This is a genomic window from Citrobacter sp. 506 (genome assembly GCF_050434985.1).
Classification (GTDB): Bacteria; Pseudomonadota; Gammaproteobacteria; order Enterobacterales; family Enterobacteriaceae; genus Citrobacter; species Citrobacter braakii.
Genome location: NZ_JBNDJN010000003.1, coordinates 503,678 through 519,903, shown reverse-complemented (window position 1 = coordinate 519,903; position 16,226 = coordinate 503,678). Strand labels below are relative to the sequence as shown.

General features: G+C 53.2%; 14 protein-coding genes and 1 pseudogene. 8 read left to right on the top strand and 7 right to left on the bottom strand.

Annotated features, from left to right (window positions below):
• Nucleotides 1–2: 2 nt before the first annotated feature.
• On the bottom strand, nucleotides 3–728 hold the full coding sequence (gene rpsB, locus ABIE10_RS15355) for a 30S ribosomal protein S2 (RefSeq protein ID WP_016151758.1): 726 nt from the start codon (nucleotides 726–728) through the stop codon (nucleotides 3–5).
• A 450-nt stretch (nucleotides 729–1,178) separates the two neighbouring features.
• On the opposite strand from rpsB, the gene map reads away from it, so the two are divergent.
• The 4 genes from map to ABIE10_RS15335 all read left to right on the top strand — a co-directional run bounded on the left by map (nucleotide 1,179) and on the right by ABIE10_RS15335 (nucleotide 6,112).
• The gene (map, locus tag ABIE10_RS15350) at nucleotides 1,179–1,973 is read left to right on the top strand and encodes a type I methionyl aminopeptidase (RefSeq protein ID WP_016155726.1); all 795 of its coding nucleotides are present in this window, start codon (nucleotides 1,179–1,181) and stop codon (nucleotides 1,971–1,973) included.
• A gap of 114 nt (nucleotides 1,974–2,087) precedes the next feature.
• Nucleotides 2,088–4,760 (top strand): bifunctional uridylyltransferase/uridylyl-removing protein GlnD, encoded by a 2,673-nt coding sequence (gene glnD / locus ABIE10_RS15345; protein WP_016151756.1) that lies wholly within the window; start codon nucleotides 2,088–2,090, stop codon nucleotides 4,758–4,760.
• A gap of 31 nt (nucleotides 4,761–4,791) precedes the next feature.
• A complete protein-coding gene (gene dapD, locus ABIE10_RS15340) occupies nucleotides 4,792–5,616 on the top strand; it encodes a 2,3,4,5-tetrahydropyridine-2,6-dicarboxylate N-succinyltransferase (protein ID WP_003829186.1) in 825 nt (274 codons plus the stop codon).
• 109 nt (nucleotides 5,617–5,725) lie between these two features.
• Nucleotides 5,726–6,112 carry a DUF3461 family protein gene (locus tag ABIE10_RS15335; RefSeq protein ID WP_003018562.1) on the top strand — a complete coding sequence of 129 codons (387 nt, stop codon included), beginning with the start codon at nucleotides 5,726–5,728 and terminating at the stop codon, nucleotides 6,110–6,112.
• Between the two features lie 42 nt (nucleotides 6,113–6,154).
• On the opposite strand, the gene cdaR is transcribed toward ABIE10_RS15335, so the two are convergent.
• From cdaR to dgt, 3 genes are all read right to left on the bottom strand, one after another.
• Entirely contained in the window at nucleotides 6,155–7,312 is a 1,158-nt protein-coding gene (gene cdaR / locus ABIE10_RS15330) for a DNA-binding transcriptional regulator CdaR (protein ID WP_016151755.1), read from the bottom strand.
• A gap of 148 nt (nucleotides 7,313–7,460) precedes the next feature.
• Nucleotides 7,461–8,894 (bottom strand): serine endoprotease DegP, encoded by a 1,434-nt coding sequence (gene degP / locus ABIE10_RS15325; RefSeq protein ID WP_016151754.1) that lies wholly within the window; start codon nucleotides 8,892–8,894, stop codon nucleotides 7,461–7,463.
• Nucleotides 8,895–9,023: 129 nt separating this feature from the next.
• A complete protein-coding gene (dgt, locus tag ABIE10_RS15320; protein WP_200108410.1) occupies nucleotides 9,024–10,541 on the bottom strand; it encodes a dGTPase in 1,518 nt (505 codons plus the stop codon).
• 83 nt (nucleotides 10,542–10,624) lie between these two features.
• On the opposite strand from dgt, the gene mtnN reads away from it, so the two are divergent.
• The 3 genes from mtnN to ABIE10_RS15305 are packed head-to-tail and all read left to right on the top strand — an operon-like array spanning nucleotide 10,625 to nucleotide 12,777.
• Nucleotides 10,625–11,323 (top strand): 5'-methylthioadenosine/S-adenosylhomocysteine nucleosidase, encoded by a 699-nt coding sequence (gene mtnN, locus ABIE10_RS15315; protein WP_016151752.1) that lies wholly within the window; start codon nucleotides 10,625–10,627, stop codon nucleotides 11,321–11,323.
• Nucleotides 11,316–12,116, top strand: a complete 801-nt coding sequence (btuF, locus tag ABIE10_RS15310; protein WP_016155723.1) for a vitamin B12 ABC transporter substrate-binding protein BtuF — start codon at nucleotides 11,316–11,318, stop codon at nucleotides 12,114–12,116. Before mtnN ends, btuF begins: the two co-directional genes overlap by 8 nt.
• Nucleotides 12,117–12,153: 37 nt before the next feature.
• Complete coding sequence (locus tag ABIE10_RS15305; protein ID WP_006686772.1) at nucleotides 12,154–12,777, top strand: TRIC cation channel family protein; 624 nt, start codon at nucleotides 12,154–12,156, stop codon at nucleotides 12,775–12,777.
• 119 nt (nucleotides 12,778–12,896) lie between these two features.
• On the opposite strand, the gene erpA is transcribed toward ABIE10_RS15305, so the two are convergent.
• The 3 genes and pseudogenes from erpA to clcA all read right to left on the bottom strand — a co-directional run bounded on the left by erpA (nucleotide 12,897) and on the right by clcA (nucleotide 14,744).
• Nucleotides 12,897–13,241, bottom strand: coding sequence for an iron-sulfur cluster insertion protein ErpA (erpA, locus tag ABIE10_RS15300; protein ID WP_003018581.1), 345 nt, complete (start codon nucleotides 13,239–13,241; stop codon nucleotides 12,897–12,899).
• A pseudogene (gene yadW, locus ABIE10_RS15295) lies at nucleotides 13,234–13,299 on the bottom strand (small protein YadW). The gene erpA and the pseudogene yadW overlap by 8 nt, the downstream one beginning before the upstream one ends.
• Nucleotides 13,300–13,322: 23 nt before the next feature.
• Entirely contained in the window at nucleotides 13,323–14,744 is a 1,422-nt protein-coding gene (gene clcA, locus ABIE10_RS15290; protein ID WP_019078400.1) for a H(+)/Cl(-) exchange transporter ClcA, read from the bottom strand.
• 168 nt (nucleotides 14,745–14,912) lie between these two features.
• On the opposite strand from clcA, the gene hemL reads away from it, so the two are divergent.
• Entirely contained in the window at nucleotides 14,913–16,193 is a 1,281-nt protein-coding gene (hemL, locus tag ABIE10_RS15285; protein WP_429156223.1) for a glutamate-1-semialdehyde 2,1-aminomutase, read from the top strand.
• Nucleotides 16,194–16,226: the final 33 nt, after the last annotated feature.

The window sequence follows — 16,226 nt, the reverse complement described above, 5'->3', positions numbered from 1 at the left end:
TATTATTCAGCTTCTACGAAGCTTTCTTCCGCCTGGGAAGCCAGATCCTGAGAACGGCCTTCACGAACGGTAGTAGCTACAGCGCCCAGGTACAGGGTCACAGCACGGATTGCGTCGTCGTTACCCGGGATAACGAAGTCAACACCGTCCGGATCAGAGTTGGTATCAACGATAGCAAATACTGGGATACCCAGGTTGTTTGCTTCTTTGATAGCAATGTGCTCGTGGTCAGCATCGATTACGAACAGAGCGTCCGGCAGACCGCCCATGTCTTTGATACCGCCCAGGCTGTTTTCCAGTTTCTCAAGCTCACGAGTACGCATCAGCGCTTCTTTCTTGGTCAGCTTTTCGAAAGTACCGTCCTGAGACTGAGTTTCCAGATCTTTCAGACGTTTGATGGACTGACGAACGGTTTTCCAGTTAGTCAGCATGCCGCCCAACCAGCGATGGTTCACGAAGAACTGGTCGCAGTTGTTAGCAGCTTCTTTCACCGCTTCGCTTGCAGCGCGTTTAGTACCAACGAAAAGGATTTTACCTTTACGAGCAGAGATCTTGTTCAGTTCAGCCAGAGCTTCGTTGAACATCGGTACAGTTTTCTCAAGGTTGATGATGTGAACTTTGTTACGCGCACCGAAGATGAACGGCTTCATTTTCGGGTTCCAGTAACGGGTCTGGTGACCGAAGTGAACACCAGCCTTGAGCATGTCGCGCATGGAAACAGTTGCCATGATTAAAACCTCTATATATAAAAGTTGGGGTTAAGCCTCCACGCATCCCATATTACCGACCCCAAAGGGCACCCCGGAATATGTGCCGATACGTGTGTGTTGTTACACAAAGTGAGATTTGTCGCTCCCGTCCATCGTGTGTAGTCTTCAAATGGATCGGAAGTCCGGCGCGCTTTATACCACAAATACGCTACCGACACCAATAATTGTTGGCGGTGCATGCTGAATGAACGATGAATTTCGTGTTACAGGGAGGCAGCCAATTTTTTGCATCTCCGGGCGCTTACATGCAGTAAGCGACTGGAGTGAAAAATTTCAGCCAACACACCTGTGGCACGAAAGGCGAAGTTCAGAATGATTCTCAATTTGGCAGCATGTATGCCGGACTGATACCATTGGCACCACTTAAACAATTATTGCCGATATCATCGGCACTGATGGACAGAATTCATGGCTATCTCAATCAAGACCCCTGAAGAAATCGAAAAAATGCGCATCGCTGGCCGTCTGGCCGCCGATGTACTGGAAATGATCGAACCGTTTGTTAAGCCAGGCGTCAGCACCGGCGAACTGGATCGCATCTGTAATGACTACATCGTGAATGAGCAGCAGGCCATTTCCGCCTGCCTGGGCTATCACGGTTATCCGAAGTCCGTGTGCATCTCTATTAATGAAGTGGTGTGCCATGGGATCCCGGACGACGCCAAGCTCCTGAAAGACGGCGATATCGTCAACATCGACGTAACCGTGATTAAAGACGAGTTCCACGGTGATACCTCGAAAATGTTCATCGTCGGCAAACCAACCATTCTGGGCGAGCGTTTGTGCCGCGTCACGCAGGAAAGCCTGTATCTGGCGCTGCGGATGGTAAAACCAGGTATTCGCCTGCGCACGCTGGGCGCTGCGATTCAGAAATACGCGGAAGGCGAAGGCTTCTCTGTGGTCCGTGAATATTGCGGTCACGGCATCGGTCGCGGCTTCCATGAAGAGCCGCAGGTTCTGCACTACGATGCAGACGACGGCGGTGTGGTACTGCAGCCAGGCATGACCTTCACCGTAGAACCCATGCTGAATGCCGGTGATTACCGCATCCGCACCATGAAAGACGGATGGACGGTGAAAACCAAAGATCGGAGCTTGTCTGCTCAGTACGAGCATACTATTGTGGTGACGGAAAAAGGCTGTGAAATTCTGACATTACGCAAGGATGACACCATCCCGGCGATCATCACACACGACGAATAATGTTTTGCCTGATGGCGATGCACCCGCATCTTATCAGGCCTACAAATTGTACTACTTCGTAGGCCGGGTAAGGCGTTCACGCCGTCATCCGGCTTTTTTAATGGGTGGCGCATAATGAATACTCTTCCTGAACAACACGCAAATACTGCCCTCCCCACCCTGCCAGGCCAACCGCAGAACCCCGGAACCTGGCCGCAGCACGATCTCAACTGCCCCGGCATTAAAGCGCATATCGACACTTTCCAACACTGGTTAGGTGACGCGTTTGACAGCGGGATTTCCGCAGAACAGCTGATTGAGGCCCGCACCGAATTTATTGACCAGTTACTGCAACGTCTGTGGATTGAAGCCGGTTTCGGGCAAATTGCCGACCTGGCGCTGGTTGCCGTTGGAGGTTACGGGCGCGGCGAACTGCATCCGCTTTCCGATATTGACCTGCTGATCCTGAGTCGTAAAAAGCTACCAGACGCGCAGGCCGAAAAAGTTGGCGAACTGTTAACGCTGCTATGGGACGTGAGGCTCGAGGTTGGGCACAGCGTACGCACGCTGGAAGAGTGTCTGCTGGAAGGATTGTCAGATTTAACCGTCGCCACCAACCTGATTGAAACACGCCTGCTGATTGGTGATGTGGCGCTGTTTCTTGAGCTACAAAAGCATATTTTTAGCGAAGGTTTCTGGCCGTCCGATAAGTTTTACGCTGCCAAAGTTGAAGAGCAGAATCAGCGCCACCAGCGCTATCACGGCACCAGCTACAACCTGGAGCCGGATATCAAAAGTAGCCCCGGCGGCCTGCGCGATATTCATACCCTGCAATGGGTGGCCCGCCGCCATTTTGGCGCCACCTCACTGGATGAAATGGTCGGTTTCGGCTTTTTGACGCAGGCAGAACGTGCCGAGCTGAATGAATGTTTGCATATCCTGTGGCGTATTCGCTTTGCCCTGCATCTGGTCGTTAGTCGTTACGACAACCGTCTGCTGTTTGATCGTCAGCTCAGCGTGGCGCAACGCCTGAACTACGGCGGTGAAGGCAACGAGCCTATCGAGCGGATGATGAAAGACTATTTCCGCGTCACACGGCGGGTCAGCGAACTGAACCACATGCTGTTGCAACTGTTCGACGAGGCGATCCTCGCCCTGCCCGCCGATGAAAAACCACGTCCGATTGATGACGACTTTCAACTGCGCGGCACGTTGATTGATCTGCGCGACGACGACCTGTTTATTCGCAAACCCGAAGCGATATTGCGGATGTTTTACATCATGGTGCGTAATAGCGCGATCAGCGGAATTTACTCCACTACGCTGCGCCATTTGCGTCATGCCCGCCGTCATTTAACGCAGCCGCTGTGCTACATCCCGGAAGCGCGTTCGCTGTTTCTCAGTATGTTGCGCCATCCGGGCGCGGTGAGTCGCGGCCTGCTGCCTATGCATCGCCACAGCGTGTTGTGGGCCTATATGCCGCAATGGTCGCATATTGTCGGCCAAATGCAGTTTGACCTGTTTCATGCCTATACGGTGGATGAACACACTATTCGCGTAATGCTTAAGCTGGAAAGTTTTGCTAACGAAGAGACCCGTCAGCGCCATCCGCTGTGCGTGGATCTGTGGCCGCGTCTACGACAGCCGGAGCTGATTCTGATTGCCGCGCTGTTCCACGATATCGCCAAAGGTCGCGGCGGCGATCACTCGGTTCTCGGCGCCCAGGATGTGCTCAAATTCGCCGAACTGCACGGTCTGAACTCCCGCGAAACGCAACTGATCGTGTGGCTGGTGCGCCAGCATTTGCTGATGTCGGTTACCGCTCAACGCCGCGATATTCAGGATCCCGAAGTCATTAAGCAATTCGCCGAAGAGGTGCAAACGGAACATCGTCTGCGCTTTTTGGTGTGCCTGACCGTCGCAGATATTTGCGCCACCAACGAAACGCTGTGGAATAGCTGGAAGCAAAGCTTGCTGCGCGAGCTGTACTTCGCGACGGAGAAACAGTTACGGCGCGGGATGCAAAACACGCCGGATATGCGTGAGCGCGTACGCCATCATCAGCTTCAGGCGCTGGCGCTACTGCGCATGGACAACATTGATGAAGAAGCGCTACACCATATCTGGTCGCGCTGTCGCGCCAACTATTTCGTACGTCACAGCCCAAATCAGCTGGCCTGGCATGCACGTCATCTGCTGCAACACGATCTCAGCAAGCCGCTGATCCTGCTCAGCCCGCAGGCCACGCGAGGCGGGACGGAAATTTTCATCTGGAGCCCTGACCGCCCTTACCTGTTTGCTGCCGTCTGCGCCGAACTGGACAGGCGCAACCTTAGCGTCCACGATGCGCAGATTTTCACCACCCGCGATGGGATGGCGATGGATACGTTCATTGTGCTGGAACCAGACGGTAGCCCGCTGTCGTCAGACCGACACGAAGCGATCCGTTTTGGGCTGGAACAGGCGATCACCCAGCGTAGCTGGCAGCCGCCGCAACCGCGTCGACAGCCGGCAAAATTACGTCACTTTACCGTCGATACCGAGGTCACTTTTCTGCCGACCCATACCGACCGAAAATCATTTCTTGAGCTTATCGCTCTCGACCAGCCAGGACTGCTGGCGCGGGTTGGGCAGATTTTTGCCGATCTGGGAATTTCGCTGCATGGCGCCCGAATTACAACTATTGGCGAGCGAGTAGAAGATTTATTCATAATCGCCACCGCCGACCGGCGCGCCCTTAATAATGAGCTGCAGCAGGAAGTGCATCAACGGTTGACAGAGGCCCTCAATCCAAACGATAAAGGGTAATGTTTTTATTTATTATGGAAAGAGTTTAACAATGCAGCAGTTACAGAACGTTATTGAGTCCGCTTTCGAGCGCCGTGCCGACATTACTCCGGCAAATGTAGATACCGTAACCCGCGAAGCGGTGAATCAGGTTATTTCTTTACTGGATTCCGGTGCACTGCGCGTCGCAGAAAAGATTGAGGGTCAGTGGGTCACGCATCAGTGGCTGAAAAAGGCGGTCCTGCTCTCTTTCCGTATTAACGATAATCAGGTTATCGAGGGTGCGGAAAGCCGTTACTTCGATAAAGTGCCGATGAAATTCGCCAACTACGACGAAGCGCGCTTCCAGAAAGAAGGTTTCCGCGTGGTTCCGCCTGCGGCAGTGCGTCAGGGCGCGTTTATCGCCCGTAACACCGTGCTGATGCCGTCTTACGTGAACATCGGCGCTTATGTTGATGAAGGTACGATGGTTGATACCTGGGCGACAGTGGGTTCCTGTGCGCAAATCGGTAAGAATGTACACCTGTCCGGTGGCGTTGGTATTGGTGGCGTACTGGAACCGTTGCAGGCTAACCCGACCATCATCGAAGACAACTGCTTCATCGGCGCGCGCTCTGAAGTGGTTGAAGGCGTGATCGTCGAAGAAGGCTCCGTCATCTCCATGGGTGTGTATATCGGCCAGAGCACCCGTATTTACGATCGCGAAACCGGCGAAGTGCATTACGGCCGCGTTCCAGCGGGCTCCGTGGTCGTCTCCGGCAACCTGCCGTCGAAAGATGGCAAATACAGCCTGTACTGCGCGGTGATTGTGAAGAAAGTCGATGCCAAAACGCGTGGCAAAGTGGGAATCAACGAACTGTTACGCACCATCGACTAACAGCGATTTGAAAAAGCGGGCTTAGCCCGCTTTTTTTACATCTGCGAGTGGCATAAACAAGGCTTTTCGTTAATTATTCAATGGTTATAGTGAGCTTAAGGGTACCGCTATGTATGACAATCTGAAAAGTCTGGGCATTACTAATCCTGAAGAGATCGATCGTTACAGCCTGCGGCAAGAAGCCAACAACGATATCCTGAAAATCTATTTCCAGAAGGATAAAGGCGAGTTTTTTGCCAAGAGCGTGAAGTTCAAATATCCCCGTCAGCGTAAAACGGTTGTCGCCGATGGCGTCGGTCAGGGTTACAAAGAAGTGCAGGAGATCAGTCCCAACCTGCGCTACGTGATCGACGAACTGGATCAGATCTGCCAGCGAGATCGCAGCGAAGTCGATCTTAAACGCAAGATCCTCGATGATTTACGTCATCTGGAAAGCGTCGTGACCAACAAGATCAGCGAGATTGAAGCCGATCTGGAAAAACTGACGCGCAAATAAGTAGATTGTTGCCTGATAGCGCTACGCTTATCAGGCAATTAATCAATGCTGCTCATCCAGCTGCAACGCCACATACAGCAGCAGTCGATCGTCAAAATTCCCCAGATCCAGCCCGGTCAGCTCTGAAATACGGTTCAGGCGATACTCCAGCGTATTGCGGTGAATAAACAATGCTTTTGAGGTCGCCAGCGGCTGAACGTTATGTCGAAACCATGCCGATAATGTTCGACGCAGCAAACCGTTGTTATCCATCGCTTTCAGCCTTACCAGCGGGCGCGCCAGCTCATTGGCCTGCCAGCCGCCGCGCAGGCTGTCCAGCAGCACCGGCAGCATCAAGTCCTGATAGAAATAGCTCCGGCTTTCCGGCATCCGCTGCTTGCCGACCATCATGGTGGTGCGCGCCGTACGATACGAACGGGCAATGCTGCCGGGCCCGGTAAAATAGTTGCCCAGCGACACGCGAAAACGCAGTTGTCCATTCTCTTTCATGCGGGCAATCAGTTGCTCAACGCGCTTGCGATGATCTTCAGCGTCCCAGCGGCCAAACTGATTGAGGGCTGGTTTCAGCACCACCATCTCGGTCAGAGAAACAATCGCAATCAGATTATTACGTTCGGGTGTAGTCAACGCGTTCTGCAATTGCTGTAGCTCCGCCATCGCACTATCAACGCCAAGCTGACCGCTGTCGACCTCCACTACCGCCACCACGCGCGGCTGGTTCAAATCAATGCCCAATCGCTGTGCCCATTCCATCAGTGCCGGGGTATTCTCTTCCGCCTGAATCAGGTTCATCACCAGCTCTTCACGCAGACGGCTATCCTGCGCTAACAGATGCATCAGACGCGACTGTTCCAGCATCATTTCGGCGGTCATGCACACCAGTTCGCCATACTTGCGCAGATGTTCCGGCTCGCCAGTAAGACCGATAACGCCAACGATTTCGCCTTCCAGACGCAGCGGCAGGTTTATCCCCTGACGCACACCATGTAAATGCCGGGCTACCGCATCGTCAATATCGACCACCCGACCTTGTGAAAGCACCAGCAGCGCGCCTTCGTGCAATTCACCAATTCGTTCGCGATCGCCGCTGCCAATGATCCGCCCGCGGGCATCCATTACGTTGATATTGGTATCAATGATGCGCATGGTTCGCGCTACGATATCCTGCGCCATTTTGGTATCAAGATGCCAGCCAGCCATAAACCCCTCCTGTGAGCAGAGCTCAAGCATAGGGAAGATAATAAGCGGCGGCATTGTGCAACTGCACAAAGCGAGAGGGAGAAGTATGGAGTTGTGGGAAGTATCACAAAAAGAAACCCCTTCCTGTGCAGGAAGGGGTTTAGTGAGATTACTGCATCAACAGATAGATGGAGCTGTCACCACGCTGAATGTTCAGCGCCAGTACAGCCGGTTTGCTGTCGAGGATTTTGCGCAGTTCGGCGATATTTTTCACCGGCTGCTGGTTCGCACCGATAATCACATCCCCTTTCTTCAGGCCAATCCGTGCAGCCGGAGAATTCGCTTTCACCTCGCTGACCACGACCCCTTTGTCCTGGCCTTTGTTGCTCATATCAGCCCCTTCAATGCCTTTGAAGATAGAGCTGGAATCAACCTGAGTCTGGCTGCTCTGCTGCAGTTCCAGATTCACAGTGACCGGTTTACCGTCACGCAACAGACCAAGGTTAATTTTGCTGCCTACCGGCATCGTACCCACCTGCGCACGCAGGGCGGCGAAGCTGCTGATCGGTTTACCGTTCAGGGAGGTAATCACATCCCCGGCTTTAATACCTGCTTTCGCTGCGGAAGAGTTCGGCATCACCTGGCTGACAAATGCGCCACGCTGAGCATCAACTTTCATCGCTTTCGCCAGCTCAGAGCTCAGCTCGGTACCCATAATACCCAGCTCACCGCGTTTAACCTGACCAAACTCAACCATCTGTGACGTCAGGTTTTTCACCATGTTGCTCGGGATTGCAAAGCCAATACCGATGTTACCGCCGTCCGGCGCAAGGATCGCGGTGTTAATACCGATCAGCTCACCGTTCAGGTTGACCAGTGCGCCGCCGGAGTTACCCCGGTTGATCGCGGCATCCGTCTGAATAAAGTTTTCGTAGTTTTCCGCGTTCAGACCGCTACGGCCCAGCGCAGAAACAATACCGGAGGTCACGGTCTCACCGAGGCCAAACGGGTTACCAATTGCTACGGTATAATCACCCACACGCAGCGCGTCGGAATCTGCCAGCTTAATCGCCGTCAGGTTTTTCGGGTCCTGAATTTGGATCAGCGCGATATCGGAGCGCGGATCTTTACCCACGATCTTCGCATCAAATTTACGGCCATCGCTCAACTGAACCTTAATCACCGTGGCGTTATCCACCACGTGGTTGTTGGTCACGACATACCCTTTCGCGGCATCAATAATTACGCCGGAACCCAGCGCCATAAATTTCTGCTGCTGGCCGCCGCCGTTGTCAGCGCCCGGTGCGCCGCCCTGGCAGAACGGTGAACTCTGGAACGGTGAACCGTCCTGGCAGAATGGTGAATTATCACCGAAGAACTGCTGGAAATTACGCGGCATACGCGGCGTATTTACCGTCGTGCTCCCCTCGACGTTAATGCTTACCACCGATGGCATCACTTTTTCGAGCATCGGGGCCAGGCTTGGCATCTGTTGGGCGGTCATTGCTGAAGACGACGTCTCAGCCGCTGTGGCAGACAGGGGGGACAACGCCAAACCTAAACTCAGAGCCAGTGCACTCATTGCTAATGTGGTTTTTTTCATGTGTTTCGTTCTCGATTAACAGGTAACGCAAAATTGCTGTATACGTCAGAGTCGTTTTATAACGCTAAGTTCCAGAATTGAGTTTAAGGAAAAAGTAAAATTTTATTGGCCGTCTTTACAAATGAGTATTTATTGTTCTACGGCCATCAAGCGACGATATTCATCCCAGGCATACAGATCGGTCATCCCGCTGATATAATCCTGAATCAGCCGGCAGCGATAATAATATTCCATTACCGAAAACTCAGCGCAACCCGTTGATATTTTACTAACCGCCTCGACATAAGCAAGACGATGGCGAGTAGACAACTTCTGAAATAATCGTGATTCGATAGGAAAACGTTTAACTCTTTCATTGTCGACCAGCTCAGTAAAATCTGACTGGGACATTTTTAATAAAGGCTGATAGATCTCCAGCAACCCGCTGATCACCCGATACCCCTGCAATTCCAACTGCTCAACGTCCGGATGACTAAATACGTGTTTTATCGCCACATTTTTATAGACCCCCAGCAACTGACTAAAGCTACTGGCATCTTCTAACAGCGCGTGATTAAAGCTGCCGTCAAAAACCTGCGGTAAATTATCAATAAACCGCTGGGCTGCATACGGCACCAGTTTATTCAGCGTATTGACGCGTAAATACATAAAGAACTGATCTTCCGTGCTCCGGCTTAATGTATTTGACCGTGATTTCTCCCAGGCATTCTCAACAACCTGGCTAAACAGGGAACCTTTTTCGTGGTGCCCCCACGCCTCATGCAGATGGTGATAAAGTTGCTCGACGCTAAAGATTCTTTTCTCAACGGCATCTTCCAGGTCGGCCACGCAATAAGAGATATCATCGGCAGCTTCCATAATCCAGGTTAATGGAAAGCGACTGTAAGGCGCTAATGATAATTCTTTACGTAACCGTTCAATATACGGTTCTTCAGAAAGGTAATAGCCCGGTTTCTTCATTAAATAGTTATGCGTCGTAGGCGTACTTCCACGCCACCACGCCGGACGGGTATATTTTAAAATACCACCAACCTGGGCCCAGGTAAGATTCATACGCATCAAAGTATGCACCAGACGAATACCTTGGGCATTACCTTCAAAATGGCACAGGTCCTGGCGCACCTTACGGCGAATATCATTCAGCGACTCTTCGCCTTCGCGCAAACGTAACGCCGCCACCAGGCAGCGGTCGTCGCTGAGGGGCTGACTTTCCGCGTCGGCGGGATACAGCCGCTGGCGGAACCAGTCATTAATCGCCGCTTCACCAAAATGACCAAACGGCGGATTGCCAATGTCATGCATCAGGCACGACATTTCGACAATACTCTCAAACGGTCCCGTCAGTTCATCCAGACCATACTGCTCCAGCAGTTTTAGTTCTTTCAGTCGGCTGAGGATCTCTTTAGCGATATAGCGCCCAACTTGCTGAACTTCCATCGAGTGCGTCAGGCGCGTGCGCACCGCCGCGTTACGTTCCAGCGGAAAGACCTGGGTTTTTTGTTGCAGTCGGCGAATAGCCGGAGAATTGATAATACGTCCACGATCGCTTTCGAAAATACGCAGGATCTCATGCTCCGTCTTCACGCCCTGCGGCGAACGGTAACGACGATGCCAGTTTATTTTTTTTCGGAAATCGATCTGTACCATATCCTCTCCCGCCTGAGAAATGCGCTACCCCTTAAGCGCATGATAGACTATGCCCTCAAATCTGGCTTATCGCGAGTAAATCTATGAAAATCGGCATCATTGGTGCAATGGAAGAAGAAGTTACGCTGCTGCGTGACAAAATCGAAAACCGTCAGACCCTCTCTCTCGGCGGTTGTGAAATTTACACCGGCCAACTGAACGGTACAGAGGTTGCGCTACTGAAATCAGGTATCGGTAAAGTGGCGGCGGCGCTGGGCGCTACGCTGCTGCTTGAACGCTGCAAGCCGGATGCCATCATTAACACCGGTTCCGCGGGCGGCCTGGCCTCTACGCTGAAAGTCGGCGATATCGTGGTTTCTGACGAAGCGCGCTATCACGATGCCGACGTTACCGCCTTTGGCTATGAATTTGGTCAGTTACCGGGCTGCCCGGCTGGTTTTAAAGCCGATCCTGCGCTGATTGCTGCAGCAGAATCCTGCATTGCGCAACTCAATCTGAACGCCGTTCGCGGACTTATCGTCAGCGGCGATGCCTTCATTAATGGCTCCGTGGGCCTGGCTAAAATTAAGCATAACTTCCCGCAGGCCATTGCCGTTGAGATGGAAGCGACCGCGATTGCGCACGTTTGCCATAACTTCAATGTGCCGTTTGTCGTGGTTCGCGCCATCTCTGACGTCGCCGATCAGCAGTCCCATCTCAGCTTTGACGAGTTCCTGGTTGTTGCCGCGAAACAGTCAAGCCTGATGGTTGAAACGCTGGTACAGAAACTGGCGCATGGCTAAATTACTCTCCAGGGCGCTGGTCGCCCTGCTTTTCACTCTTCCGGCGTTCCTGTACGCCGCACCGCGTGTTGTGACGCTTTCTCCAGCCAATACCGAACTCGCCTTTGCCGCCGGCATTACACCTGTAGGCGTCAGTAGCTACTCAAACTACCCGCCAGCGGCCAAAAATATCGAGGAGGTTTCCACCTGGCAAGGTATGAACCTTGAACGCATTGTGGCGCTTAAACCGGATTTAGTCGTCGCCTGGCGCGGGGGAAATGCTGAGCGGCAGGTGAATCAACTGACCGCCCTGGGAATTAAGGTCATCTGGGTGGACGCCGTTACCATCGAGCAGGTCGCCGATGCGCTCCGCCAGCTGGCAGCGTGGAGCCCAAAGCCTGAGCAGGCAAAACAGGCGGCGCAAACCATGCTTGATGACTATGCTTTACTAAAATCTCGGTATGCCAACAAACCGAAAAAACGCGTGTTTCTCCAGTTTGGCGCAAATCCTCTGTTTACCAGTGGAAAAGGCTCCATTCAGCACGAAGTTCTTGAGGTATGCGGTGGAGAAAACATCTTTGCCGGCAGTCGGGTCCCCTGGCCACAGGTTAGCCGTGAGCAGGTCCTGGCACGAGCGCCCCAGGCTATTGTTGCAACCGGAGGGCCAGGCGAAACTCTGAAAATTGAACAATACTGGGGAAACCAGCTAAAAATACCCATTATTACACTTAATAGTGACTGGTTCGAACGCGCGAGCCCGCGTATTATCCTCGCCGCAAAACAACTCTGTAATGCGCTTTCACAGATAAATTAGCGCCTGCCCCCACCAGGTCTGTTGTGAGGATTTAAAAATGCTCGTCTATTGGCTGGATATTGTCGGTACCGCGGTATTTGCTATCTCTGGCGTCTTACTGGCCGGAAAATTGCGAATGGACCCGTTTGGCGTCCTGGTCCTCGGGGTGGTTACCGCCGTTGGCGGCGGAACGATCCGCGATATGGCGCTGGATCATGGGCCGGTATTTTGGGTTAAGGATCCCACCGATCTGGTGGTGGCAATGATCACCAGCATGCTGACAATCCTGCTGGTACGTCAGCCACGACGTTTACCGAAGTGGATCCTTCCGGTGCTGGATGCCGTTGGCCTGGCTGTGTTCGTGGGGATTGGCGTCAATAAAGCATTTCTCGCAGGGACGGGCCCCCTGGTGGCGATCTGTATGGGGGTGATTACCGGCGTCGGCGGCGGGATCATTCGCGATGTGTTAGCTCGTGAAGTCCCGATGATTCTGCGCACCGAAATCTACGCCACGGCATGTATTATCGGCGGGATCGTGCATGCGACAGCGTTTTATACCTTTAATGTATCGCTGGAAAACGCCAGTATGATGGGGATGATCGTCACCCTGCTGATTAGGCTTGCCGCCATTCGCTGGCATTTGAAATTGCCGACGTTTGCTCTGGATGATAACGGGCGTTGATGTGATGATGCAGAACATGTAGGCCGGATAAGGCGTTTACGCCGCCAACCGGCACATTGCCCGGTGGCGCTACGCTTACCGGGCCTACACCATCAGACCATCGGTATTACAGGCAGCAATCAGATGCTGAAAGAAGAACCACACCCGCAGGTGCTTTTCGCATTGGGGTTAGTCACAACGAAGCGGGAACCTTCCAGACCTTCGGTATAGTCAACCGCGCCGCCCACCAGATATTGCAGGCTCATCGGATCAACCACCAGACCCACACCTTGTTTCTCAATGGTCATATCACCATCGTTCACCTGATCATCAAAGGTGAAACCGTACTGGAAACCGCTGCAACCACCGCCGGTGATATACACGCGTAATTTCAGATTCGGGTTATCTTCGTCAGCGATCAGGCTTTTTACTTTATTGGCTGCTGCTTCAGTAAATTGCAGTGGCAGCGCTACGTCATCACTCATATTTTGCTCCAAACGACATTGGCAATTGGGCAAATTATAACCCAATGGTTAAGGCCATTATCTAATACCCTGGTATTTCGTTCAAGTATTCTCGCCAGCGGCAGTACTCTGGCTTTTTGCCGCCTGCTCCGCTTCCTGTTTTGCCAGCGTGCGGGCAAGGATAGTCGAGTATAGCGGCTTTCCACCCATAAATTGGGCTAATAGTGTTGCGCCAAGGCAGGTAATAATCATTGGCAAAATGAGCTGATAGTTATCGGTCATCTCCAGCACCAGTACAATACCGGTTAGCGGTGCACGTACCGAAGCCGCCAGCAAAGCCCCCATTCCGGCAATGGCAAAGGTTCCGGCCTCCAGATGATACTGTGGAAAAGAGGCCGCCGCGGCCATACCGAACGCGGTGCCAAGTAATGTGCCCAACGCCAGCATCGGGGCAAAAATCCCACCGGGCGCGCCGGACGAGAAGCACAACAGCGTGGTGATCACCCGGGTAATAAATATAAACAGCAGTAAACCGACGCTAAAATTACCCGCCGCGGCGATAGGAATCAGGTTAAACCCGCCGCCTGCCGCTTCCGGTTTAATTAATCCCAGGATCCCGCACAGGCCACCAATCGCGCCACCCATCAGCACCCATTTTTTAATTTCACCGCCGTGGAAGCGCTGGAACATATCCTGGGTACGCAACACCATCGTGTTGAACAACGGCCCGACACAGCCAAAAATAAGCCCGAGTACAAGATACAGCCACAGCGTATTTACCGGCGCATTAGACAGCTTTCCGACTTCAATAATCGGTGCTTCACCGTTGAACACACGAAACACAATGCTCGACATAATAACGCCGGTAAACACGGCTTTGATCGAGACGAGGTTATAGCGAAACTGCGGGCGCATCTCTTCAATAATGAACAGGATCCCAGCCAGAGGCGCATTAAACGCCGCCGACAAACCCGCAGCCGCACCGGTGGCCAGCAGGGTATGTCGCGCTTCAGCGCTGCGCATGCGGAAAATATCCAGCACCATGCGCCCAATGTTCCCGCCTATCTGTACGGTCGGCCCTTCTCGCCCGAGCACCATACCGGCTCCCAGCGTGCCCATGCCGCCAATAAATTTCACCGGCAGAACGCGCCACCAGCGCACAGGTCGTAGCTCTTCCAGCGCGCCTTCAATCTCAGGGATCCCCGAGCCTCCCGCTTCCGGCGCAAATTTACGAACCAGAAAATAGCCGACCATCGCCAGCAATGCAGAGAGAATAAACGCCAGCGGCCACAGCAGAATGGCATGGTCCGCAACCTGGGCCAGGGCGCCAATGCGCTGATTTTGTACCCAGGTCACCGCTTTCTCAAATGCCACGCCAACAAGCCCCGTCACGGTACCGACAACGGCGGCCATCAACAGGATCGCCAGCGGCGTTTTATCGCGTTCCAGGAGTCGACGGATTTGATCCCTGCGGCGTAAACGCACAATTTGTTGTGCTTCAAAAGAGGGAGAGTCAGTCTTCATCAGATGATCATTAATTGGTAATACAAATACGGAATCGGCATTCTACTCGCACATTTCACGAAAATCCCCTGCAAATCGCATTGTTTCAAATGCGTAAAACTTTCATAACCTTCTCTGAATAACTAGAATAGCGGGCATTTACTTTTTCTACGAACCAGGACCCCATCCATGAGTAAGTCTGAAAATCTCTACAGCGCAGCACGCGAACTTATCCCTGGCGGCGTTAACTCCCCCGTTCGCGCCTTTACTGGCGTGGGTGGTACTCCGCTGTTTATCGAAAAAGCGGACGGCGCGTATCTGTACGATGTCGATGGTAAAGCCTATGTCGATTACGTCGGTTCCTGGGGACCGATGGTACTGGGCCATAACCACCCGGCAATTCGCAATGCGGTGATTGAAGCCGCAGAGCGCGGTTTAAGCTTCGGCGCGCCGACCGAGATGGAAGTGAAAATGGCGGAGCTGGTCACTGAACTTGTGCCGACCATGGATATGGTGCGTATGGTGAACTCCGGTACGGAAGCGACGATGAGCGCAATCCGTCTGGCGCGCGGTTTCACCGGTCGCGATAAGATCATCAAATTTGAAGGTTGCTATCACGGTCATGCCGACTGCCTGCTGGTTAAAGCTGGTTCCGGCGCGTTAACGCTGGGTCAGCCAAACTCCCCGGGCGTTCCAGCCGATTTCGCGAAACACACCCTGACCTGCACCTACAACGATCTCTCTTCCGTTCGCGCGGCATTCGAACAGTATCCGCAGGAGATCGCCTGCATTATCGTTGAGCCGGTCGCGGGCAACATGAACTGCATCCCGCCGCTGCCAGAATTCCTGCCGGGCCTGCGTGCCCTGTGTGATGAGTTTAGCGCGCTGTTGATCATCGATGAAGTCATGACCGGTTTCCGCGTGGCGCTGGCCGGTGCGCAGGATTATTACGGCGTCGTTCCGGATCTGACCTGCCTTGGCAAAATCATCGGTGGCGGGATGCCCGTTGGCGCATTCGGCGGTCGCCGTGATGTGATGGACGCGCTGGCGCCAACCGGTCCGGTTTATCAGGCGGGTACGCTTTCAGGTAACCCGATTGCGATGGCAGCAGGTTTTGCTTGTCTGAACGAAGTGGCCCAGCCGGGTATTCATGAAACGCTGAACGAACTGACGACGCGTCTGGCGGAAGGTCTGCTGGAAGCCGCCGAAGAGACGAATATTCCGCTGGTGGTTAACCATGTGGGCGGGATGTTCGGGATTTTCTTCACCGATGCAGAAACCGTGACCTGCTATCAGGATGTGATGGCATGCGACGTTGAACGCTTCAAGCGTTTCTTCCACATGATGCTGGATGAAGGGATTTACCTAGCGCCGTCCGCCTTCGAAGCGGGCTTTATGTCCGTCGCGCACAGTGCAGACGATATCAATAACACCATCGACGCCGCGCGCCGGGTGTTTGCGAAATTGTAAAAGATAACGCCCAGAAATAACGTAGGCCGGGTA

What these genes read in the sequence shown, in the direction of transcription:
- ABIE10_RS15305 (WP_006686772.1), top strand. Translation starts at nt 12,154, where the DNA reads ATGCTCGTCTATTGGCTGGATATTGTCGGTACCGCGGTATTTGCTATC.
- glnD (WP_016151756.1), top strand. Translation starts at nt 2,088, where the DNA reads ATGAATACTCTTCCTGAACAACACGCAAATACTGCCCTCCCCACCCTG.
- mtnN (WP_016151752.1), top strand. Translation starts at nt 10,625, where the DNA reads ATGAAAATCGGCATCATTGGTGCAATGGAAGAAGAAGTTACGCTGCTG.
- dapD (WP_003829186.1), top strand. Translation starts at nt 4,792, where the DNA reads ATGCAGCAGTTACAGAACGTTATTGAGTCCGCTTTCGAGCGCCGTGCC.
- rpsB (WP_016151758.1), bottom strand. Translation starts at nt 728, where the DNA reads ATGGCAACTGTTTCCATGCGCGACATGCTCAAGGCTGGTGTTCACTTC.
- btuF (WP_016155723.1), top strand. Translation starts at nt 11,316, where the DNA reads ATGGCTAAATTACTCTCCAGGGCGCTGGTCGCCCTGCTTTTCACTCTT.
- hemL (WP_429156223.1), top strand. Translation starts at nt 14,913, where the DNA reads ATGAGTAAGTCTGAAAATCTCTACAGCGCAGCACGCGAACTTATCCCT.
- clcA (WP_019078400.1), bottom strand. Translation starts at nt 14,744, where the DNA reads ATGAAGACTGACTCTCCCTCTTTTGAAGCACAACAAATTGTGCGTTTA.
- erpA (WP_003018581.1), bottom strand. Translation starts at nt 13,241, where the DNA reads ATGAGTGATGACGTAGCGCTGCCACTGCAATTTACTGAAGCAGCAGCC.
- map (WP_016155726.1), top strand. Translation starts at nt 1,179, where the DNA reads ATGGCTATCTCAATCAAGACCCCTGAAGAAATCGAAAAAATGCGCATC.
- ABIE10_RS15335 (WP_003018562.1), top strand. Translation starts at nt 5,726, where the DNA reads ATGTATGACAATCTGAAAAGTCTGGGCATTACTAATCCTGAAGAGATC.
- cdaR (WP_016151755.1), bottom strand. Translation starts at nt 7,312, where the DNA reads ATGGCTGGCTGGCATCTTGATACCAAAATGGCGCAGGATATCGTAGCG.
- dgt (WP_200108410.1), bottom strand. Translation starts at nt 10,541, where the DNA reads ATGGTACAGATCGATTTCCGAAAAAAAATAAACTGGCATCGTCGTTAC.
- degP (WP_016151754.1), bottom strand. Translation starts at nt 8,894, where the DNA reads ATGAAAAAAACCACATTAGCAATGAGTGCACTGGCTCTGAGTTTAGGT.